General features: G+C 69.2%; 18 protein-coding genes. 12 read left to right on the top strand and 6 right to left on the bottom strand.

The window, feature by feature from the left end:
* Positions 1-73: 73 nt before the first annotated feature.
* The 5 genes from FM105_RS05935 to FM105_RS05915 are packed head-to-tail and all read left to right on the top strand — an operon-like array spanning position 74 to position 5980.
* The gene (locus FM105_RS05935; protein WP_087006203.1) at positions 74-1159 is read left to right on the top strand and encodes an aliphatic sulfonate ABC transporter substrate-binding protein; all 1086 of its coding nucleotides are present in this window, start codon (positions 74-76) and stop codon (positions 1157-1159) included.
* Entirely contained in the window at positions 1156-2010 is an 855-nt protein-coding gene (locus FM105_RS05930) for an ABC transporter permease (RefSeq protein WP_087006200.1), read from the top strand. The genes FM105_RS05935 and FM105_RS05930 overlap by 4 nt, the downstream gene beginning before the upstream one ends.
* A complete protein-coding gene (gene acs, locus FM105_RS05925; RefSeq protein WP_087006198.1) occupies positions 2007-4082 on the top strand; it encodes an acetate--CoA ligase in 2076 nt (691 codons plus the stop codon). The genes FM105_RS05930 and acs overlap by 4 nt, the downstream gene beginning before the upstream one ends.
* Before the next feature lie 36 nt (positions 4083-4118).
* Complete coding sequence (locus FM105_RS05920; RefSeq protein WP_087006195.1) at positions 4119-5462, top strand: O-acetylhomoserine aminocarboxypropyltransferase/cysteine synthase family protein; 1344 nt, start codon at positions 4119-4121, stop codon at positions 5460-5462.
* Positions 5462-5980: a CoA-binding protein gene (locus tag FM105_RS05915; RefSeq protein WP_087006190.1), complete on the top strand. Its 519-nt coding sequence runs from the start codon at positions 5462-5464 to the stop codon at positions 5978-5980. Before FM105_RS05920 ends, FM105_RS05915 begins: the two co-directional genes overlap by 1 nt.
* Positions 5981-6106: 126 nt before the next feature.
* On the opposite strand, the gene FM105_RS05910 is transcribed toward FM105_RS05915, so the two are convergent.
* Positions 6107-7276 carry an SPFH domain-containing protein gene (locus tag FM105_RS05910; RefSeq protein WP_087006188.1) on the bottom strand — a complete coding sequence of 390 codons (1170 nt, stop codon included), beginning with the start codon at positions 7274-7276 and terminating at the stop codon, positions 6107-6109.
* A gap of 111 nt (positions 7277-7387) precedes the next feature.
* Positions 7388-7885, bottom strand: coding sequence for a thiol peroxidase (tpx, locus tag FM105_RS05905; protein ID WP_087006185.1), 498 nt, complete (start codon positions 7883-7885; stop codon positions 7388-7390).
* 155 nt (positions 7886-8040) lie between these two features.
* Between tpx and FM105_RS05900 the strand changes: the two genes are divergently transcribed.
* Complete coding sequence (locus FM105_RS05900; RefSeq protein WP_179207093.1) at positions 8041-8859, top strand: siderophore-interacting protein; 819 nt, start codon at positions 8041-8043, stop codon at positions 8857-8859.
* Positions 8860-8881: 22 nt separating this feature from the next.
* Here the strand turns inward: FM105_RS05900 and FM105_RS05895 are convergent, their stop codons facing one another.
* The 3 genes from FM105_RS05895 to FM105_RS05885 are packed head-to-tail and all read right to left on the bottom strand — an operon-like array spanning position 8882 to position 12015.
* Positions 8882-9913, bottom strand: a complete 1032-nt coding sequence (locus FM105_RS05895) for a phosphotransferase enzyme family protein (protein WP_087006179.1) — start codon at positions 9911-9913, stop codon at positions 8882-8884.
* Between the two features lie 8 nt (positions 9914-9921).
* Entirely contained in the window at positions 9922-11226 is a 1305-nt protein-coding gene (locus FM105_RS05890) for an aspartate aminotransferase family protein (RefSeq protein ID WP_087006176.1), read from the bottom strand.
* A gap of 51 nt (positions 11227-11277) precedes the next feature.
* Entirely contained in the window at positions 11278-12015 is a 738-nt protein-coding gene (locus tag FM105_RS05885; RefSeq protein WP_087006173.1) for an IclR family transcriptional regulator, read from the bottom strand.
* 206 nt (positions 12016-12221) lie between these two features.
* Here FM105_RS05885 and FM105_RS05880 point away from each other — a divergent pair, with 206 nt between their 5' ends.
* The 6 genes from FM105_RS05880 to FM105_RS05855 all read left to right on the top strand — a co-directional run bounded on the left by FM105_RS05880 (position 12222) and on the right by FM105_RS05855 (position 19354).
* On the top strand, positions 12222-13694 hold the full coding sequence (locus tag FM105_RS05880) for an MmgE/PrpD family protein (RefSeq protein WP_179207092.1): 1473 nt from the start codon (positions 12222-12224) through the stop codon (positions 13692-13694).
* A complete protein-coding gene (locus FM105_RS05875; protein WP_087006168.1) occupies positions 13691-14884 on the top strand; it encodes a CaiB/BaiF CoA transferase family protein in 1194 nt (397 codons plus the stop codon). Before FM105_RS05880 ends, FM105_RS05875 begins: the two co-directional genes overlap by 4 nt.
* 115 nt (positions 14885-14999) lie before the next feature.
* Positions 15000-16166: an acyl-CoA dehydrogenase family protein gene (locus tag FM105_RS05870; RefSeq protein ID WP_179207091.1), complete on the top strand. Its 1167-nt coding sequence runs from the start codon at positions 15000-15002 to the stop codon at positions 16164-16166.
* Between the two features lie 221 nt (positions 16167-16387).
* On the top strand, positions 16388-17476 hold the full coding sequence (locus FM105_RS05865) for a TRAP transporter substrate-binding protein (RefSeq protein ID WP_256970260.1): 1089 nt from the start codon (positions 16388-16390) through the stop codon (positions 17474-17476).
* Positions 17473-18054: a TRAP transporter small permease subunit gene (locus FM105_RS05860; RefSeq protein WP_256970259.1), complete on the top strand. Its 582-nt coding sequence runs from the start codon at positions 17473-17475 to the stop codon at positions 18052-18054. Before FM105_RS05865 ends, FM105_RS05860 begins: the two co-directional genes overlap by 4 nt.
* Positions 18047-19354: a TRAP transporter large permease gene (locus FM105_RS05855; protein WP_087006161.1), complete on the top strand. Its 1308-nt coding sequence runs from the start codon at positions 18047-18049 to the stop codon at positions 19352-19354. The genes FM105_RS05860 and FM105_RS05855 overlap by 8 nt, the downstream gene beginning before the upstream one ends.
* 118 nt (positions 19355-19472) lie before the next feature.
* Here the strand turns inward: FM105_RS05855 and FM105_RS05850 are convergent, their stop codons facing one another.
* A complete protein-coding gene (locus FM105_RS05850; protein WP_087006158.1) occupies positions 19473-20381 on the bottom strand; it encodes a LysR family transcriptional regulator in 909 nt (302 codons plus the stop codon).
* Positions 20382-20465 lie beyond the last annotated feature (84 nt).

Here is a 20465-nt window from a genome sequence, read left to right as displayed (position 1 = left end):
CAGATACCCAGCCACGCAGTCACCCAGCCGCACAGACACTCTCCACACAGACAAGCCCGAAAGGCACCTCCCGATGAACCGTTCCCGGCCCTCCCGTGCCCGCACGCCCCGCTCCCCCCGCACGCTGCTGAAGACCGCGGCCCTCGCCGCAGTCGGCTCGCTCATGCTCACCGGGTGCATGGAGGGCGAGGACGCGGCACAGGCGCAGACGGACACCCTCGCGATCGACTGGGCCACCTACAACCCGCTCTCGCTGGTCATCAAGGAGAAGGGCTGGCTGGAGAGCGCGCTCGCCGAGGACGGCGTCGACGTCGAGTGGGTCTTCTCCGCCGGCTCCAACAAGGCGAACGAATCTCTGCGGGCGGAGACGGTCGACATCGGCTCCACCGCAGGATCCGCGGCGCTCCTGGCACGTGCGAACGGCTCCCCCATCAAGGTCGTGGACCTCTACTCGCAGCCCGAATGGTCGGCACTCGTCGCGGGCCCGGACTCGGATGTCGAGTCCGTCGAGGACCTCGAGGGCAGGAGCGTCGCGGCGACGAAGGGCACGGACCCGTACTTCTTCCTGGTCCAGGCGCTCGCCGAGGCTGACCTCACGCTGGACGACGTGACGGTCCAGAACATCCAGCACGCGGACGGACGCACTGCGCTGTCGTCCGGAGAGGTCGACGCGTGGTCGGGCCTCGACCCGATCATGGCGGCCGCGGAGTCGGAGGGGGACGAACTCTTCTACCGGAACCTCGACTTCAACACCTACGGCTTCCTCAATGCCCGTGAGGACTTCCTCGAGTCCTCGCCCGAGCTCGCGCAGACCGTCCTCGACGTCTACGCCCACGCACGGACCTGGGCGCTGGAGAACCAGGAGGAGACGGCGTCGATCCTCGCGGAGGCTGCGAGCATCGACGAGGAGACCGCAGGGCTCACGATGGAGCGCACCCACCTCGACATCGATCCGGTCCCCGGAGATGAGCAGCTCGAGGTGCTCCGCCGCATCGGCCCCACACTCGTCGAGATCGGCGACGTCGCAGAGCAGTCGCAGGTCGACGAGGCGATCGACACGATCATCGACGATCGCTTCGCCTCCGAGGCGGATGCGGCGCGGGTCGCAGACACCGTCGCAGGCACTGCGGCAGACACCAGCGGAGGGGATGACGCATGAGCGCTGTGAACGCAGACGCCACAAGGGACGTACCCGCGCCGGGGTCGCAGAAGTCGGCCCAGGACCCGACCGGGACCTCGAGCGCGGATCTCCTGTCCCGCCGGTCCGTACAGGTGGCACTGGGCGCGATCCTCCCGCTCTGCCTCCTGGCGGCGTGGCAGGTGCTCAGCAGCACGGGCACGTTCTCCTTCGTGCAGCTGCCACCGCCGGCCGCAGTGGCGACCGCGGGCCTCGACCTCATCGCGCGGGGCGAGCTGTGGACCCACATCGGCATCTCCGTCCAGCGCGTGCTCCTGGGCTTCGTCGCGGGCGGCGCGCTGGGGATCGTGCTGGGGTCCGCTGTCGGACTCTCCCGGTTCGCCCACGCCGTGTCCGCACCTCTCATCGGCGCGTTCAGGGCCGTGCCGTCCCTGGCCTGGGTGCCGCTGCTCCTGCTGTGGATCGGGATCGGCGAGGACTCGAAGGTCACGCTGATCGCGATCGGCGCGTTCTTCCCCGTCTACACGACCGTCGCGTCGTCGCTGCGGCACGTCGACGTCCAGCTGGTCGAGGCCGCACGCACCTTCGGCTACAGCGGACTGCGACTGCTGCTCACAGTGCAGCTGCCGGCGGTCGTCCCGAGCGTCTTCTCCGGCCTGCGCCTCGCACTCGCGCAGGCCTGGCTCTTCCTCGTCGCCGCTGAGCTCCTCGCGTCGTCGATGGGTCTGGGCTACCTGCTCACCGACAGCCAGAACAACGGGCGCACCGACAGGCTCCTGCTCGCGATCATCCTCCTCGCCGTGCTCGGCAAGGTGACCGATGCGCTGCTGGGCCTCGTCGAGAAGCGCGCACTGAAGAGGTGGACCGCATGACCACGACCGGACTCGCGACCGAACCCACCACGTACGCCGAACCCACCACGGAAGCAGAGCGCGTCGCCTTCTGGGAGCGCCAGGCCTCGCGCCTCGACTGGGCCGCTCCGTGGCACACCGCGCACACCTTCGAGCGCCCGCAGCGCATCGGCACCCGCGCGGACGGGACGCCGGACTTTACCGTCCCGCGCATCGAGTGGTTCGCCGGCGGCGCGCTCAATGCCGCCCACAACTGCGTCGACCGCCATGTCGCCGCCGGGTCCGGGGACAAGCCCGCTCTGCTCTTCGAGGGCGAGCCCGGCGATCGCCGGACGCTCACGTACGCGGATCTCCAGGAGGAGGTCTCCCGCGCTGCGAATGCGCTCATCAGCCTGGGCGTGGAGGCGGGAGACCGCGTCGTCATCTACCTCCCGGTCATCCCGGAGACGGTCGTCATCACCCTGGCGTGCGCGCGGATCGGCGCGGTGCACTCCCTGGTGTTCGGCGGCTTCAGCGCGGAGGCGCTGCAGTTCCGCGTGGAGGACACCGGCGCGAAGGTGCTCGTCACCTCCGACGGCCAGTTCCGCCGCGGGAAGGCGGTCCCCGTCAAGGACGCGGCGGACGAAGCGGTGAGCGGCGACAACGACATCGAGCACGTGCTGGTCGTGCGGCGCACGGGCGACGACATCGCCTGGACCGACGGCCGCGACGTCTGGTGGCACGACGCCCTGGCAGACGCGTCGCCGGACCACGAGGCGCAGCCCTTCGACGCAGAGCACCCCCTCTTCATCATCTACACGTCCGGCACGACGGGCCGACCCAAGGGGCTCGTCCACACGACGGGCGGGTACCTCACCCAGACGGCCTACACGCACGCGCTGCTGTTCGACCTGGTCGACGGTGAGCTGGACACGGTCAACGACCCGCAGAAGGTCGCCGACGCCGTCCACTGGTGCACTGCGGACCTAGCCTGGGTCACCGCCCACACCTACGAGATCTACGGGCCGCTGCTCAACGGCGTCACCCAGGTGATCTACGAGGGGACGCCCCAGGAACCGCACGCCGGCAGGCACTTCGAGATCATCGAGCGCTACGGGGTGACCACGTACTACACGGCCCCCACGCTGGTGCGCTCGCACATGGGCGCGTTCGGGTCGCACCCCGCCCCCGGCGAACGTCCGGCCGACCGCTGGGACCTGTCCTCGGTACGGCTCGTCGGCACGGTCGGCGAGTCCGTCAACCCCGAGGCCTGGTCCTGGCTGCGACGCGAGGTGGGCTCCGGGACCGCACCCGTCATCGACACGTGGTGGCAGTCGGAGACCGGCTCCTGCGTCATGTCACCCCGCCCGCAGGACGGCTGCTGGCAGCCGGCCGGGGCCTCGGGCGCGGATCCGGCGACCGCCGCCGAGGCCCCCAAGCCCGGCTGCGCGACCCGCGCCCTCCCGGGCCTGTCGGCCGCCGTCGTCGACACGGACGGCTCGGAGACGCCCACGGGTGAGCAGGGCCTGCTCGTGGTGGACGGGATCGGACCGTCCGCCGCGCGCACGGTATGGAACGAGCCCCAGCGGTTCCTCGACTCCTACTGGGCGCACTTCGGAGAGCGCGGCTGGTTCCTGTCCGGCGACGGCGCCCGCCGCGATGCCGACGGTGACATCACCGTGCTGGGCCGCGTCGATGATGTCATCAACATCTCCGGCCACCGCCTGTCCACGATCGAGATCGAATCGGCACTCGTGTCCCACCCGTGGGTCGTCGAGGCCGGTGCCGCGCCGACCACGGATCCCCTCACCGGGCACGCGGTGCTGTCGTTCGTCGTCCTGTCCCACGAGGCCCGCGCCGCATCCGCAGACCAGCTGCGGGACACGCTGCGCGCCCACGTCTCCCAGCGGATCGGCCCGATCGCGAAGCCCGCCCACATCATCGCCGTGCCCGAGGTCCCCAAGACCCGGTCCGGGAAGATCATGAGACGACTGCTCACCCAGCTGTTCGAGCACACTACGCTCGGCGATACGACATCACTCACGAATGCGCACGCGGTGGACGACATCGCCCGGATCGTCGGACACCCCGCCGCAGAGTCGTCCGCCCTCTGACGCGACCACCACCAGTCTCGAGAAAGTGAGGACGCCTTGTCCGATCACCAGTTCGGCTTCCGCACGCGTGCGCTGCACGCCGGCGGGGTGCCCGACGCCGTCCACGGTTCACGCGCGGTACCGATCCACCAGACCACGTCGTTCGTCTTCAAGGACGCCGACGACGCCGCGAACCTCTTCGCGCTGCAGAAGTACGGCAATATCTACTCGCGCATCGGCAACCCGACGGTCGCGGCCTTCGAGGAGCGCATCGCGAGCCTCGAGGGCGGGATCGGTGCGGTCGCCACTGCGTCCGGCATGTCTGCGGAGTTCATCGTCTTCGCAGCACTCGCGCAGGCCGGTGACCACATCGTGGCCTCGTCCCAGCTCTACGGCGGCACCATCACCCAGCTGGACGTGACGCTGCGCCGCTTCGGCATCGAGACGACATTCGTCGACGGCACGTACGCGGAGGACTACCGCGCCGCCCTGCGTCCGGAGACCAAGGCCGTCTACACGGAGCTGATCGCGAACCCCTCCTCGGAGATCGCGGACCTCGAGGGCCTGGCAGACGTCGCGCACTCCGCCGGGATCCCCCTCATCGTCGACGCGACCCTCAACACCCCGTACCTCTGCCGACCGATCGAGCACGGCGCGGACATCGTCATCCATTCCGCGACGAAGTTCATCGGCGGCCACGGCACGACGCTCGGCGGCGTCGTCGTGGAGGCCGGCACGTTCGACTGGGGCAACGGCAACTTCCCGCTCATGACGGAACCGGTGCCCACGTACAACGGACTGTCGTGGTGGGACAACTTCGGTGAGTTCGGCTTCCTCACCCGCCTGCGTTCGGAGCAGCTGCGCGACATCGGACCGTCGCTCTCACCGCAGTCCGCATGGCAGCTGCTGCAGGGCGTGGAGACGCTCGCCCAGCGCATGGATGCCCACCAGGCGAATGCCACTGCTGTCGCCGAATGGCTCGAGAAGGATCCGCGCATCGCGTACGTCCAGTACTCGGGCCTCGCCGCGCACCCGCACCACGAGCGGGCCAGCAAGTACCTCACCGGTTCCGGTTCGGTCTTCTCGTTCGGCGTCGCCGCCAGTGCACAGAAGTCCGGACGCGAGGTCGGCGAGGAGTTCATCGAGAAGCTCCAGATCGCCTCGCACCTGGCGAACGTGGGCGATGCGCGCACCCTCGTGCTGCACCCCGCGTCGACCACCCATCAGCAGCTCACGGCCGCTCAGCTCGAGGCAGGCGGGGTGAAGCCGGACCTCATCCGGATCTCCGTGGGGCTTGAGGACCTCGACGACATCCTCTGGGACCTCGATCAGGCACTCACCGCCGCGGCGGGTGCGACCGCCTCCGGAGCGAGTTCGACCGACGAAGAAGGAGCGGCCTGATGACTGAGCAGACCGAGCAGCAGTCCGCAGGGACGCAGCGCACGTGGGAGGGACCGTCCGCCACGCGGCGACTGCAGATGCTGCGGGAGGCGTCGTCCGTCGCCATCGTCGGCGCGTCCGCGAAGCCTGCGCGTGCCTCGAACTTCGTGGGCACGTACCTGCTGTCGTCGTCGAACTACCGCGTGTACTTCGTCAACCCGCGTGAGAAGGAGATCCTGGGACACCCGGTCTACGCCTCGCTCGAGGACCTGCCCGAGGTGCCGGACGTCGTCGACGTCTTCCGCCGCAGCGAGGATCTGCCGGATGTCGCCCGCGAGGCCGTCGCGATCGGGGCGAAGACCCTGTGGATCCAGCTGGGACTGTGGAACGAGGAAGCCGCACGGATCGCGGAGGACGCGGGCCTGACCGTCGCGATGGACCGCTGCATCAAGATCGAGCACGCGCGCTTCCATGGCGGCCTCAACCTGGCCGGCTTCAACACGGGAGTCATCTCCTCGAAGCGCCAGACGCTCGCCTGAGCGAGTGTGCGAAGGGCCCGCACCATCCCATTCGGATGGTGCGGGCCCCTTCTGCTGCTCGGTCCTAGGTACTGCTGGGTCCGAGGTGCTGCTCGGTCGAGGTGCTGCTCAGGCGAGGAACGATCCTCAGGGCTGATGCGGAGGCTGCGGCGGGATGCCGCGCTGCTTCTGCGCCCACTGCTGGGCACGCCCGGCGAGGTTGCCGTCGTGGGGCATCGCGCCCCCCGTGTCCAGTGCAGTGTCCTGTCGGCGAGATGCCTGCTGCTGTGCACGCTGCTGTGCCTGCTCCTCCACCTGCGCCGCGCGACGGGCGCGACGGTCGTCCAGATCGGCCTGGTGGCGGTCGTCCTGCGCGGCGCCCTCCATGCCTCGATCATTGGCCTGGGCGGAGAACAGCGCGTTGCGGATCTCATCCGTCATGTCGCCCATGCCGCCGGGGTTCGAGGGCATGAAGAGCACGTTCGACCGGCCGCCGCGAGCGACCTCCTGCATCGTGTCGAAGTACTGCGTCATCATGAGCAGCTGTTCGGCGGAGTCGGCGATGCCGACTTCGCGCAGACGCTCGTACTGCTCCGCGATGCCGTCCGCGATCGCACGGCGCTGTGCCGCCACACCCTCGCCGTGGAGGCGCATGGCCTCCGCGTCGGCCTCGGCCTGGGTGACGCGCTTGATCTTGTCCGCCTCGGCGAGTGACTGAGCGGCGACCCGGTCACGCTGCGCGGCATTGATCGAGTTCATCGAGTCGCGCACGCGGGTGTCCGGGGAGATGTCCGTGACCAGCGTGTTGACGATGCGGAAGCCGTAGGCCGCCATCGACTGCGACAGCCGCTGCTCGACGTTGTGCGCGATGTCGTCCTTCGATTCGAAGGCCGAATCGAGTGTCAGCGCCGACAGTGCGGAGCGGACCGTGTCGAAGACGTACGACCGGATCTGCTCCTCGGGGTTCTGCAGACGGTAGTACGCCTCGACGACGCTGTCCTCGCCGACCACGTACTGCACGGCGACAGGCACGTTCACGAAGACGTTGTCCTTCGTCTTCGACTCGATCTCCACGCCCAGCTGCTGGACGCGCAGGGAGATCGGCTTCGTCGTGGTCTCGATGAACGGCGTCTTCGTGTTCAGTCCCGGTCGCGCGACCTTCTTGAACTTGCCGAACCGTTCGACGATCACGTTCTCCTGCGTCTTCACGGTGAAGAAGATCGAGGTGCGGAGGCCGCTGAAGAGCATGACCCCCACGATGATGAGGATGACGATGAGGACGATGGCCCCGACGCCCAATCCGAGTACTGCCTCCATGAGATGGCTCCTAGAGTGGAGTATGCGTTCCCCACCAGCCTATCGGAGCAGCACGGGACCCGGACGCGTCTGAGGCGTCCGGGTCCCGTGCGGATCTGTCAGTGGGGCGAGTCAGCCCAGCGCGGCGACCGCCGCATCGTAGTCGGGCTCCTGCCCGATCTCCGGGACCAGCTGTGCGTGGAGCACGCTTCCGGCCCCGTCGAGCACGATCACTGCGCGTGCGAGCAGGCCCGCAAGGGGCCCGTCGGTCTGCTGGAGACCGTAGTCGGCACCGAAGTCCGATCGGAAGGCGGAGCCCATCGTCACGTTCTCGATGCCCTCTGCACCGCAGAAGCGCGCTTGGGCGAACGGCAGGTCCTTCGAGACGCACACGACTGCGGTGTTCTCGAGTCCTGCGGCGATCTCATTGAACTTCCGCACGCTCGCCGCGCAGACTCCCGTATCGACGCTGGGGAAGATGTTGAGCACGACGCGCGTGCCGGACAGTCCCTCCGACGTGACGTCGGACAGATCCTGTCCCACCAGGGCGAAGGACGGGGCGGTGGCACCGACGGCGGGGAGTTCGCCGACGGTCTGGACGGGGGTTCCTCGGAATGCAGTCTCAGCCATGTCCACATCCTTGCCCATGGGTGGGAAGGCGGCAACCGGTGCTCGCCCTGTGAGCACTGCTCAGGGCTGCGTAGGACCGATCAGCACTACTTAGGTCGCCCTCACCTGCGTCGGCTAGGGTCGGAGCACATCCCCTTTCGAAAGGACGCATCTCCATGAGCGACCGCCCACGTCCGAAGCGCCCCCAGCACGTCATGGAGGTCCTCGAGCGCTCGCGGCTCTCGCCCTCCCTCGTGCGGCTCGTCGTCGGCGGCCCCGGCTTCTCGACGTTCCCGCAGCCGCCCAGCACCGACGCCTACGTGAAGATCGTCTTCGCGAAGCCGGAGCTGGGGCTGGAGCCCCCGTACGACCTCGCGGAGCTGCGCGAGACCCTCCCCGCAGACGACATCCCCGTCACCCGCACCTACACCGTGCGCCATGTGGATATGGAGGCCGGCACTCTCACACTCGACTTCGTGGTCCACGGGGACGAGGGCCTCGCCGCTCCCTGGGCTCGCGATGCGCGTCCCGGCGATCGGATCGTCTTCCAGGGGCCCGGCGGCGCGTACACCCCGGACAGCTCCGCCGACTGGCACCTGCTGGCAGGCGATCTCTCCGCCCTGCCCGCCGTCGCCGCAGCGCTCGAAGCCCTGCCCGCCGACGCGCGCGGCTACGCATTCCTCGTCGTCGATGACGAGGAGGATCGGCTCGACCTCGCTGCGCCGGAGGGAGTCGAGATCGTCTGGGCCGTCGGATCAGCCGGCGGAGCGGCGACGGATCTGCTCGCCACCACCATCCGCTCCCGGCCCTGGCTCGAGGGCCGCGTCCATGTCTTCGCGCACGGAGAGCGGGAATCGATCAAACAGGTCCGCGGGCTGCTCAAGGAACATGAGCTCTCACGCGAGCAGATCTCGATCTCCGGGTACTGGGCCTACGGCAGGAACGAGGATCGCTTCCAGTCGGAGAAGCGGGAGCCGATCGGGAAGATCGACTGACGGGAGGGATCCCGCCGCGCGCTCAGTGCCGGCCCAGCAGCGCGTCCACCGCGGCCCACGTGTGCTGCGAGCGGTGCAGTGCGTACTCGGGGTCGTGCGCCTCTGCCGCGCGGACGCTCCACACCGACCAGTTCGTGCACAGCCGCAGCAGCGCGAGCGGCTCCACGAGTGCACGCTCGTCGTCGCTGAGCGCACGGATCTGCTCGTAGCCCGCCACCACCGCTGCGATGCGATCGCGGGGATCGTCGGCTCGGAGCGTCGCGTACGCCGCGGCGATCGCGGGGTCCGCGACGAGGGGTGCGCGATGGGCGTCGTTGAAGTCGATGACCCCGATGAGCCTCATCTCTGGCGAGTCGTCGCCGCCTGTGACGATCGTGTTGTCGTCGTGGAGGTCCTGGTGGACGACTCCCCATGGGACCCGGGCCAGGCGGTCGGCGTGGTCGCGCTCGAATCGGGCGACGACCTCGGCGACGGTGCGGGTGCGCTCGCCTGCCGGCAGGCGGGTGAGCGCTGCGCGGATCTCACGGGTGCTGCGCTGCGCGAGCCACGTGTGCTCGGGAAGGTCAGCAGGAGGCGTGAGATCCGCGAACGCGCGGGTCAGCGCGGCAGACGTGCGGCCGAGCTGCACGTAGACGCTGCGCGGCACCGCACTGCGCGTCGACAGGAGGTCCCCGTCGATCCACTCGACGACCCGGATGCGGAAGGTCGTGCCGCCGTGCTCCAGCGTGATCCGTCGCTGGCCCGACCGGGTCGCACGCAGGCGAGGAGTGGCGATCGCCGAGGCTGAGTGGCCGGCCAGATGGAAACCAAGCTCGTTCCGGCGCGCGGCCGCGTCCAGCACGGTCTCCTGCCAGTCGAGCGCGACGGCCGGTGTCTGCTCGTCACTCACCTTGATGAGCCAGGTGCCCTGCTCCGGGTCGGTGATGCGGATGTTCCGGTCGAACTCACCTTTGAAGACGCGCGGTGCGCACGGGTCGAGGCCGTATGCGCGGGCGACTGCGTCCAGAACAGCCGATCGCAGGGCTGATTCGTCGCTCTGTTCTGGCTCATCCATCCGAACCCTCACGCATACGCCGAACCCACATCCTCGAGCGCACCCCGGAACGCCTCGATCAGCCGGTCGATCTCCTCGTCGGTGATGACGAGCGGCGGCCTGATCTTCACCACTGCGTCGCCCGGACCCGTGCGGCTGACCAGCACGCGGCGCGCGTACATCGCCTCGACGAGCTCTCCGGCCCACGCGCCGGCGCGCGCCGCGTCGCCCGCGGCCGGTTGCAGATCGACGCCGACCATGAGTCCCGCACGGCGCACCCGTCCGTCCACGCCCGCCTCCGCGAGTGCGTCGGACAGCCCGTCGCCGAGGCGCTGGCCGGCTTCCGGGACCCTCTCACCGAAGCCGCCGTCGCGCAGCGCGTTGAGCACCGTGTGTGCGGCGGCGATCGGCGCGGGAGTGCCGGCGAAGGTGTTGAAGTAGCGCTGCTGTCCGCCGAAGTCGCTGAAGACGACGCGCGGACCCGCGACGGCGGCGACGGGCATCCCGCCGCCCATCGGCTTGCCGAAGGTGACGAGGTCGGGGGCGACGCCCAGAGACTCGTACCCCCACCAGGTGCCGGTGCGGAAGAACCCGGCCTGGACCTCGTCGGCGATGTAGAAGCCGCCCGCGTCGTGGACCGCGTCGACGGCGAGGGCCAGTCGCACGTGCTCCCCCGCGATGATCCCCTCTGAGGTCATCGTCGAGTCGAGGACGAACGCCGACGTGCCGTGGCCGCGGCGCTCGAGCTCCGCAGCGGCGCGGCGCACGCGGCCAGCCAGGAGCCGGCCGAAGTCCGGATCGTCCGCATCGGGGATGTCGACCGTGACGACATGGTCGCGCGGGGCAGGGCTGAGGCTCGGGGAGATCGCGGCAGTGGCGCTCGTCGTCCCGTGATAGGCCCGGCGCGCGACGATCACCCCCTCACTCATCGAGGAGTACGCGGCGACCTGGAGGGCGAGGTCGTTGGCCTCCGAGCCGGAGCACGTGTAGACGACGGATTCGATGTGCTGGGGCAGGAGTGCCAGCAGATCGCGGGAGTACGCGTCGACGACGTCATCGAGGTACCGGGTGTGGGTGTTCGCACGCAGCAGCTGGGCATGGACGGCGTCAGCGATCGCGGGGTGCGAGTGCCCGAGCACGGGGACGTTGTTGTACGCGTCGAGGAAGTCGATCCCGCTGGTGTCGGTGATCGTGCAGCCCTGCGCGGAGGCCACTGTCAGAGGCTCCGAGTAGAAGGTGCGGTAGGTCCCGGCCCTGCGTGGTGCCGCGGGAGCACTGCGTGGTGCCGCGGGAGCACTGCGTGGTGCCGCGGGAGTGTGCGCGTCGTCGCTCATGAACCCCAGTGTGCCAGGCGGCAGCGGAACGGATCTCACCGCAGATGGATCTCACCGCAGGATGTGCGAGAGCCTCCGCTGGGAGGCGAGCAGGACGTCTGCGACGGATTCGGCACCGATCGCGGCGAGCCGGGCCGCCGGCAGCGAGACGGACACGGCCGCGCGCAGATCACCCGCCCCGCCGAAGACGGCGACGCCCACTCCGCCGACCTCATCGCGCCATTCACCGTGATTCACCGCGTAGCCGCGGGTGATCGCCGCTGTCACGTGCCTCTCCACCGCGTCCCTGTCGAAGCCCGGCAGCGAGGACTCCACGTCGAGGAGCCGATCCCGTTCGTCCGCCGGCATCGCGGCCAGCATCGCCCGGCCGGATCCGGTGCTGTGGAACGGGACACGCGTGCCGAGTCCCAGATAGGTGCGGATCGCATTCACCCCGTCCGCGCGGGAGACGACGACTTGGGAGTCCTCGTCGCGCACGAGCAGGTGGACGGTCTCGCCCACCTCCTCGCGGATCGCACTGAGCTCCTCCTGCGCGACTGCGGCGAGTCCGCCCGCGGGGGTCGACCGCATGCCGATCAGCAGCGACCTGTTCGTGAGCGACCACTCCGACCGGCCGTCGATGCTGGGCAGCAGCCACCCGGTCTCGTGGAGGGTGGCGAGGCAGCGCAGGACCGTCGTCTTCGGCAGCCCGGTGACTCTGGCGGTCTCGGAGAGGCCGACCGGCTGACGGTCGGCGACAGCTTCCAGCACGGCGAAGGCGTTGAGGACGCTCTGGATCGACTGCGACATGCTGATGGACTCCGATCGCGAAGACTGTGTCTGTTCAGGGGGCGCTGAACAGAGCGTTGAACGGGGAGGCGTTTTGACGTGGACGCTCCCGAGATCTACATTACATACAGAGTGGACCACCGGTCCACTCTGCGGACCGATGGGTGAAGAGCACGGCTGGTCCGTCACGATCCGCAGTCGTCACGGCCCGAAGGAGCATCCCGCGCGTGAACCCGATCGCATCCGATCGCACCGATCCCCCGCTCACGCTGCCGACTGCGGACACTCCCCTGGAGACGCTCCGCACAGCAGACTTCACCGGGCGCCTCGTCGACATCGCCCGCTCATGGGCACACCCGCGTCCTGCCGAGGCGGCCCGCGGGGCGGGGATCGCCTTCGCAGACACCGTCGCGTGCGCGATCGCCGGACTGCCGGACCCGGGAGTCGCCGCCTTCGTCCAGGCGACGGGCCACGCACCGTTCTCCTCTGGTTCCCCCCTCGCCGATCGGGCCCGCGCCACCGGTCTGGCCGCCCACGCGCTCGACTACGACGACGTCGATGATGCGACGATCAGCCACCCGTCCGCCGCGATGGTGCCGGCACTGCTGTCAGTGGGCGCCGATCGCCGCGCGTCCGGTGCGGACGTCGTCGCCGCCTTCCACCGCGGCCTGGTGGTCGGCCGGCTCCTGGGTGCGGCCGTCGGCGTGCGCTCGCACTACGAGGCCGGCTGGCACACGACGAGCACACTCGGGACAGTCGCGGCCGCAGCCGCGGTGGGATCCGTGATGGGGCTCGACGAGCCCCGTATGCGCGCGGCGCTGGGGATCGCGGGCTCTCTGGCCCAGGGCAGCAGGCAGAACTTCGGGACGATGACGAAGCCGCTCCATGCCGGAGCGGCCGCGCACAATGCCGTGCTCGCCGCGTCCCTCGCAGATGAGGGCTTCACCGCTGATGACCAGCTGCTCGAGGGGCCGCTGGGCTTCATCGCGCTGCACCGCGGAGAGTCGTCCGCGCCGCCCGTGACGGATGCGGACGTCGCGACAGCGTTCCTCAACGTGAAGCTCTATCCCTGCTGCTACTACACGCACGCCGCAGCGGACGCCGTCGCCGAACTCCGCGAGGACCTGGTGGCCGACGGGATCGACCCCACCTCCATCGCGTCACTCCACGTGACCGTCCAGCCGGGCGGGCTCGCCCCGCTCATCCACCCGCGGCCCGTCGACGGCACGCAGGCGAAGTTCAGCATGGAGTACGTCGCCGCCGCGATGCTCGCGGACGGGGCCGTCACCCTCGCCTCGTTCGAACCGGACTCCGTCGCCCGCCCTGCGCTGCAGGACCTGCTGGCGACGGTGACGAAGGCCGAGGCCGAAGTCCCGCCCGTGGGTCCCGCCGAGTGGACCGCCGGATACGCCGTCGTCGTCGCGACCCTGGCCGATGGGCGCACGTTCAGCCGCCGTGTCGATCGGCCGCGCGGCCATGCGACCCGTCCGGTCGACGACGCCACCCTGAGGACCAAGTTCGATGACTGCCTCACAGCAGCCGGCCTTCCGGGTGGGAGCACACCCGGGGACGCCTCCTCCGCACGGTCTGCGCTCTTCGACGCACTCGTGACGATCGCCGATCAGCGCTCGGTGTCCGAGGTCGCACAGCGCATCACCACGGTCCTCGCGGACCGTGCCGACCAGGAGGCCGCACAGTGACCACCTCAGCGACGACGACCACAGCCACCGGGGCCTCGGCCGCGGACGCGCTCCGTCGCCCGCTCGACGGCATCGTCGTCGTGGCGCTCGAGCAGGCGGTGGCCGCACCGTTCGCCTCGCGGCAGCTGGCGGACCTCGGCGCACGGGTCATCAAGGTCGAGCGACCGGGCGGGGGCGACTTCGCGCGCGCCTACGATTCTCACGTCGACGGCACCTCGTCCGCGTTCCTCTGGCTGGGCCGCGGCAAGGAATCCGTCGTCCTCGACCTCAAGGACGATGACGGCCGTGCTCGCCTCGAGCAGCTGCTCGAGCGCGCAGACGTCTTCATCCAGAACCTCTCCCCCTCCGCGGCCCGCCGCGCGGGCCTGGATCCGGACGCGGTGCAGGAGAGGCACCCCCACGTCATCGCCTGCGGCATCTCCGGCTACGGCGAGGACGGGCCGATGGCGACCGCGAAGGCCTACGACCTGCTGGTCCAGGGCGAGTCCGGGCTCATCGACCTCACGGGCGACGGCGACGTCCAGGCGAAGGTCGGCATCTCCATCGCGGACATCGCCGCGGGCTCCTACGCCTACTCGTCGATCCTCGCGGCGCTGCACCACCGACTGCGGTTCGGCGAGGCACTGCCGGTGAAGATCTCCATGCTCGAGGCCCTGGCCGAATGGCTGAGCTACCCGCTCCACTACGCCCTGCACTCCGGTGCGGCACCGCTGCGCCGCGGCACGTCGCACGCGACGATCGCACCCTACGGCGCGTTCGCCACCGGGGACGGCGGCCAGGTCCTCTTCGCAGTGCAGAACGACCGCGAGTGGCGCAGGCTCTGCGACATCGTGCTGGGAGACCCGCAGCTCGCCGATGACCCCCGGTACGTCGACCAGCCGAACCGAGTCGCCCGGGCAGACGATCTCGAGGCCCTCATCGAGGAGCGGTTCACCGCCTTCACGACCGATGAGGTCCGGGCCCTTCTGGAGAAGGCCGACATCGCGGTGGCCCGCCTCAACGGGATCCGCGACCTGGGCGACCATCCGCAGCTGCGGGCCCGCGGCCGCTGGGTCGACACCCCGCACCCCGGCGGCTCCGCGGAGACCCTCCGGCCGCCGTGGTCCGTCCCAGCGGAGGCCCAGGACTTCGGCGGCGTCCCCGCTCTGGGCGAGCACACGGACTCCGTCCTCGCGTGGCTGGACCAGTGACTCAGACAGCACCACAGATGACCCAGCACCACAGATGACACGGCCCCACCGATGACCCAGCCCCACAGATGAACCAGCCCACTCCCGACCACATCCCAGATCCGAAGGAGCGATCATGACCATCAACACGTACGAGGAGACCGAGACCCGCAAGGATCTCCGCTCGCTGGTCGACCAGATCTGCCAGGACTTTCCCGACACCTACTGGCAGCAGGTCGACAAGGAGGAGGCCTACCCGGAGAAGTTCGTCGAGGCCCTCACCGGGACCGGCGCACTGGGTGCGCTGATCCCCGAGGAGTACGGCGGCCTCGGCCTGGGTCTGGGCGATGGATCCGCGATCCTCGAGCAGATCAACTACAACGGTGCGAACTCCGGCGCCGTCCACGCGCAGCTCTACACGATGAACGCGGTGCTCCACCACGGCAGCGAGGAGCAGAAGCAGCAGTACCTCCCGCAGATCGCGACGGGAGATCTGCGCCTCCAGGCGTTCGGCGTCACCGAGCCCGGAGCCGGCACGGACACCACGAGCCTCACGACGACCGCGGTGCGCGACGGCGACGAGTACGTCGTCAACGGGCAGAAGGTCTTCATCTCCCGCGTCCAGCAGTCCGACCTCATGCTCCTGCTCGCGCGGACCACGCCGCTGGACCAGGTGCAGAAGAAGTCCGACGGGATCTCGCTGTTCCTCATCGACATCCGCGATCTGCCCGGACTGACGATCAACCCGATCGACACCATGGTCAACCACTCGACGAACGCGCTGTTCTTCGATGACATGCGCATCCCCGCCTCCTCCCTCATCGGAGAGGAGGGCAAGGGCTTCAAGTACGTCCTGACCGGTATGAACGCGGAGCGGATCCTCATCGCCAGCGAGTGCATCGGTGACGGCCGCTGGTTCATCGACCGCGCTGTGGACTATTCGAAGGAGCGCGTCGTCTTCAACCGGCCCATCGGTGCGAACCAGGGCGTCCAGTTCCCGATCGCACGCGCGCACATCGAGCTCGAGGCCGCTGACCTCATGCGGTGGAAGGCGGCGGACCTCTTCGACGCGGGCAAGTCCTGCGGCGCCGAGGCGAACATGGCCAAGATGCTCGCCTCCGAGGCGTCCTGGAAGGCCGGCGACACGGCCCTGCAGACGCACGGCGGCTTCGGCATGTCCCGCGAGTACAACATCGAGCGGAAGTTCCGCGAGACGCGCCTCTACCAGATCGCGCCGATCTCGACGAACCTCATCCTGTCGTTCGTCGGCCAGCACGTGCTGGGCATGCCCCGCTCGTTCTGACAGTTGTGCCCCGCGCGGTCGGGGAATGGTCACGATGACCGATCCCCGACCGCGCGCCCTATACTCAGGCGCGCTTCTGCAATCGGCGGACCCCACCCGCAGGCCCGCCCGTGACAGCGCTCGAGCACACGGCACACTCCGCCGCGTGCTCGGGATCAGCGGAGCGACGACGCTCCGTGCGCACGCATCACACGAAACCCCTCCCCTAGGAATCCGGTCCCATGAAACCGATCTCGAACTCTCAGGGTGCTGCCCGTTCTGGCGCGCCCTTCGCGAGCGGACCGCTCAATCGCAGGTCATTGCTGACCCTGGCGGCCGCGGCACCGCTGCTCGCCGCGGCCGGCTGCGCCCCCGGCGCCTCCGCGAACGGCCTCCGCCCTGACGGCGCACTGCGCGTCGCCACCTACATCACCCCCGGCTACACCGACCTCTATCCCGGCATCGAGCGCTTCAACGAGTCGCTGACCGCGGAGCTCGGAGCCGACATCGTCGACTTCTTCGATTCCGGCGCGCTGCTGAACGCGGAGCAGCTGGTCCCGGGCATGCTGCGCGGTGTCACCGACGTGGGCTTCCAGACCTCCAGCTACGTGTCTGCGAGCTTCCCGATCCTGGGCGCTGCCGAACTCCCGTTCGTCAACGACGGGTTCGAGCAGATGCGCCGCGCGCTTGCGCCGGAGTCGCCCCTCATGAACCTCATGAACGACACGCTGAGGCCCCAGGGCATCACGAACATCGGTGCGATGCCCTGCACGGAGCAGTGGCTCTTCACGGTGGATCGTCCCGTCGCCGAACCCGGCGATCTGCGCGGTCTGCGCATCCGCACCGCCGGCCACGTCGAGGGCGAGATGGTGAAGTCGCTCGGCGGCGCGCCCGTCTCGATGTCGTCGGCAGAGCTGTACGAGGCGCTGGAGCGCGGCACGATCGACGGGATGGTGTCCTACCTCGGCACGATCGTGTCCCGCGGGCTCGAGGACGTCGTGAAGTACGCGACGCGCGCCCACTTCGGCGCCTACAGCGTCGATGCGTACGCGAACACCGCGTGGCTCGACGACACGGCTCCGGACATCCAGACGGCGCTCCACTCCGCCGGCGCCGTCTACGCGCAGGAGGGCACGGACATCCAGTACCAGGTGTACGAGGATGACTACCTCCCGATGGTCGAGGACTCCTCGCTGGAGATCATCGCACTCGACGAGAAGCAGATCGACACGTTCCGCGACGCCACGAGCGGGGTCGTCGACTGGTGGATCAAGACCGTCGGAGACACCGAGCTCGCCGAACAGGCGCTGGCCTACGTGAAGGAGGCATGATGCTCAGCACGTTCAACGCCCTCAGACGGGTGACGCGGGCGCTGCGCATGGCGTCCGCCTGCGTGATCCTCCTCGTCATGCTCATCACCGGCTATGACGTCGTCATGCGCTACGTCTTCGCGCAGCCGCTGTCATGGTCCATCACCATCTCGATGGTGGGACTCGTCGCGATCGTCATGCTGACGGTCCCGGACCTCGAGGCCGACGACTCGCACATCGGCATGGACCTCTTCTACCGCGGGTTCGGTCCGAAGCAGACTGCCATCGCGGACATCATCACGCTCGTCGCGACGTTCGTCTTCTGCACCGTATCCGGGATCGCGGCGGCCCTCACGTCCTTCCACTTCTTCACTGCGGGGATGCGGACCGCGGGCACCTTCAACATGCCCGTCTGGATCGGCTATGCGCTCGTCGCACTGGGCCTCCTGCTGGCCGCCGTCATGACACTCCTGCGCTACATCCTCAAACGACAGGGCGCACTGATCGAATCCGCGGATGACGACGCTGCGGCAGCCGAGACATCTGCGCCGGCTGCGACATCCGCCCAGACCGCACCGAAGGGAGACGGCGATGCTTGACGTCCTCGCGGTCACTGCCGCGATCATCCTGCTCTTCCTCCTCGTCTACCTCCGGACCCCCATCTTCATCGCTCTGGGATCGTCGGGACTGGTCGGGCTCCTGCTGCTCGAGGGCCCGCGCGGCATCGAGCAGATCCCCATCGCGTTCGTCAGCCAGCTGGAGAGCTACGCGCTGGTCGCCGCCCCCATGTACATCCTCATGGGCGAGATCCTCGCCGTGGGCGGCCTGGGGCGCGCGATCTTCCGGTTCGCCCACGCATGGCTGGGTCGTTTGCCCGGTGGTTTGGGCGTCACCGCGGTCGGTTCGTCCACCGTGTTCGGCGCGCTGTCCGGCGTGAGCCTGTCCGCCGTCACGGTCGTGGGTCGTATGTCCGTGCCGGAGATGCTGGAGCGCGGATACCGCCCGAGCTTCGCCACCGGCGCCGTCGTCGCGTCCGGCGCACTCGCGATGCTCATCCCGCCGAGCCTCATGTTCATCCTCTACTCGTCGGTCTCCGGCGTGAGCATCGGCGCGCTGTTCGCCGGCGGCATCGTCCCCGGCCTCCTGCTGGCTCTCATCATGGGCCTGTTCGTCGTGACGATGGCGACGCTCAAGCCGGTGCTGGCGCCGCGGGCGGATGAGGGCATCACGTGGAAGCAGCGCCTCGACGCGATGGTGAAGGTGGCGCCCGCGCTCATCCTCATCATCATCGTCCTGGGCTCGATCTACACAGGCATCGCGACTGCGACGGAGGCCGCTGCGATCGGCGCGATCGGCGCGTTCCTGGTCGTCGGCATCTTCGATCGTGCGCTCACGTGGACCAACATCAAGAAGATCCTCCTCCACACGACGAAGATCTCCGGCTCCCTGCTCATCATCGTCGGCTCCGCATTCGTGTTCACGCAGATGCTCGTGGTCGTCCGGGCAGCAGAGGCGCTCACCACGTTCGTGGGTGGGCTGTCGATCCCGTCGTCGCTCATCGTCATCATCCTGCTGATCATCGTCGTGGCTCTGGGCTGCCTCATCGACGCCGCCTCGCTCATGCTGGTGATCACGCCGATCCTGCTGCCGATCTTCGAGTCGCTCGGGTACGACCCCCTGTGGGTCGGCGTCATCCTCGTCGTCACGCTGGAGACGGCGGTGATCACCCCGCCGGTCGGATTGAACCTGTATGCGATGAAGTCCGTCGTCCCACAGGTCGACATCGGCGACATCATCCGGGGCGCCCTGCCCTATCTCGCCATCGAGTTCGGGCTGGTCATCCTCATGGTCTTCGTCCCGGAGATCGCGACCTGGTTCCCGTCGCTCACCGCGACATAGTCGAAGCCTAGAGGACACGACACAGAAGAACCGCCGCCGAGGTCCCGGTCGGCTGAGGGGGCAGTGGTCGTCCACTGCCCCCTCAGCCGTCTCCAGCCCCTCAGCCGTCTCCAGCCCCTCAGCCGTCGCCCAGCACCTCAGCGAACGCGTCGACTGCGGCGACGACGCCCGGCTGGGCGTCCAGCTCGGACCGCGTGAGTGCGACGATCCGCCTCTCCCCGCACTCCGTGCCCGGCACGCTCTCCACCGGCTCCGGCGCCAGCGTGAGCATCGTCGGAGTCGCCAGTCCCAGACCCACGCCGGCTCCGACGAGCGCGAGCGTGACCGCGGTGTCGACGACGATGTGCGTCTCGCGCGGAGCGATCGACCGCTCCGCCAGCGCGAAGCGGACGGCACGGCCGAACCGGGAGTCCCCCGGCGGAAGGATCCAGGCGGCCTCGGCGGAGTCGACCGATGCCAGCTCGCTACTCCGAGAAGCCTCGTGTCTGCCCTCACCTGCGAGGGCGCGGACGATGCGGAATGACTCCGTCCTCAGCACGCGCATGCGCACGCCCCGCTGGGGCGCCAGCGGCGAGGACGGGTAGTCGATGCCGATGCCCACGTCGATGCGTCCGGCGGACACCGCGTCCTGCATCGCCTCGACATCGACCTCTCGAGCCCGCAGCTCGACGTCTGAAGCCTCGAGCAGCCGCTTGGCCGGCGCGATCGCGACGACCGAGGCGGAGCCGAACACCCCGACCGTCACCGGCAGGCGACCTGCGGGCTCGCCCCCGGCGACGGCCTCGGCGGCCTGCGCCTCCGCTGCCAGCAGGGTTCGGATGCGGGGCAGGAGCGCGACCCCGGCCTCGGTGAGCGCGACGCGACGGCCCGTCGGGGCGAGCAGCCGCACGCCGACGGTCCGCTGCAGTGCGGTCATGTGCTGGCTCACCGCGCCGGGCGTGTAGCCCAGAGCACCGGCGGCGGCCGTCATCGTCCCGAGCTCCGCGACCGCGGAGAAGGTCCGCAGCTGCGCCAGAGTCCACTGCATGAGGCTCCTTCGCCGTCGTCGCACGCCTTCACCCGAGCTCACTGTCAGGTTTACTGATGGATACTGTCACGAACCATCGCTTGT

The sequence above is a fragment of the Brevibacterium yomogidense genome (genome assembly GCF_900163715.1).
Lineage (GTDB): Bacteria > Actinomycetota > Actinomycetes > Actinomycetales > Brevibacteriaceae > Brevibacterium > Brevibacterium yomogidense_A.
Note: the sequence above shows the minus strand (reverse complement) of the source record. Positions and strands in the feature narration are given on the sequence as shown.

Coding starts and splice junctions, on each gene's coding strand:
- FM105_RS05900 (WP_179207093.1), top strand. CDS start 8,041: ATGAGCGACCGCCCACGTCCGAAGCGCCCCCAGCACGTCATGGAGGTC.
- FM105_RS05910 (WP_087006188.1), bottom strand. CDS start 7,276: ATGGAGGCAGTACTCGGATTGGGCGTCGGGGCCATCGTCCTCATCGTC.
- FM105_RS05885 (WP_087006173.1), bottom strand. CDS start 12,015: ATGTCGCAGTCGATCCAGAGCGTCCTCAACGCCTTCGCCGTGCTGGAA.
- FM105_RS05870 (WP_179207091.1), top strand. CDS start 15,000: ATGACCATCAACACGTACGAGGAGACCGAGACCCGCAAGGATCTCCGC.
- FM105_RS05915 (WP_087006190.1), top strand. CDS start 5,462: ATGACTGAGCAGACCGAGCAGCAGTCCGCAGGGACGCAGCGCACGTGG.
- FM105_RS05855 (WP_087006161.1), top strand. CDS start 18,047: ATGCTTGACGTCCTCGCGGTCACTGCCGCGATCATCCTGCTCTTCCTC.
- FM105_RS05890 (WP_087006176.1), bottom strand. CDS start 11,226: ATGAGCGACGACGCGCACACTCCCGCGGCACCACGCAGTGCTCCCGCG.
- FM105_RS05860 (WP_256970259.1), top strand. CDS start 17,473: ATGATGCTCAGCACGTTCAACGCCCTCAGACGGGTGACGCGGGCGCTG.
- FM105_RS05895 (WP_087006179.1), bottom strand. CDS start 9,913: ATGGATGAGCCAGAACAGAGCGACGAATCAGCCCTGCGATCGGCTGTT.
- tpx (WP_087006185.1), bottom strand. CDS start 7,885: ATGGCTGAGACTGCATTCCGAGGAACCCCCGTCCAGACCGTCGGCGAA.
- FM105_RS05935 (WP_087006203.1), top strand. CDS start 74: ATGAACCGTTCCCGGCCCTCCCGTGCCCGCACGCCCCGCTCCCCCCGC.
- FM105_RS05930 (WP_087006200.1), top strand. CDS start 1,156: ATGAGCGCTGTGAACGCAGACGCCACAAGGGACGTACCCGCGCCGGGG.
- acs (WP_087006198.1), top strand. CDS start 2,007: ATGACCACGACCGGACTCGCGACCGAACCCACCACGTACGCCGAACCC.
- FM105_RS05850 (WP_087006158.1), bottom strand. CDS start 20,381: ATGCAGTGGACTCTGGCGCAGCTGCGGACCTTCTCCGCGGTCGCGGAG.
- FM105_RS05865 (WP_256970260.1), top strand. CDS start 16,388: ATGAAACCGATCTCGAACTCTCAGGGTGCTGCCCGTTCTGGCGCGCCC.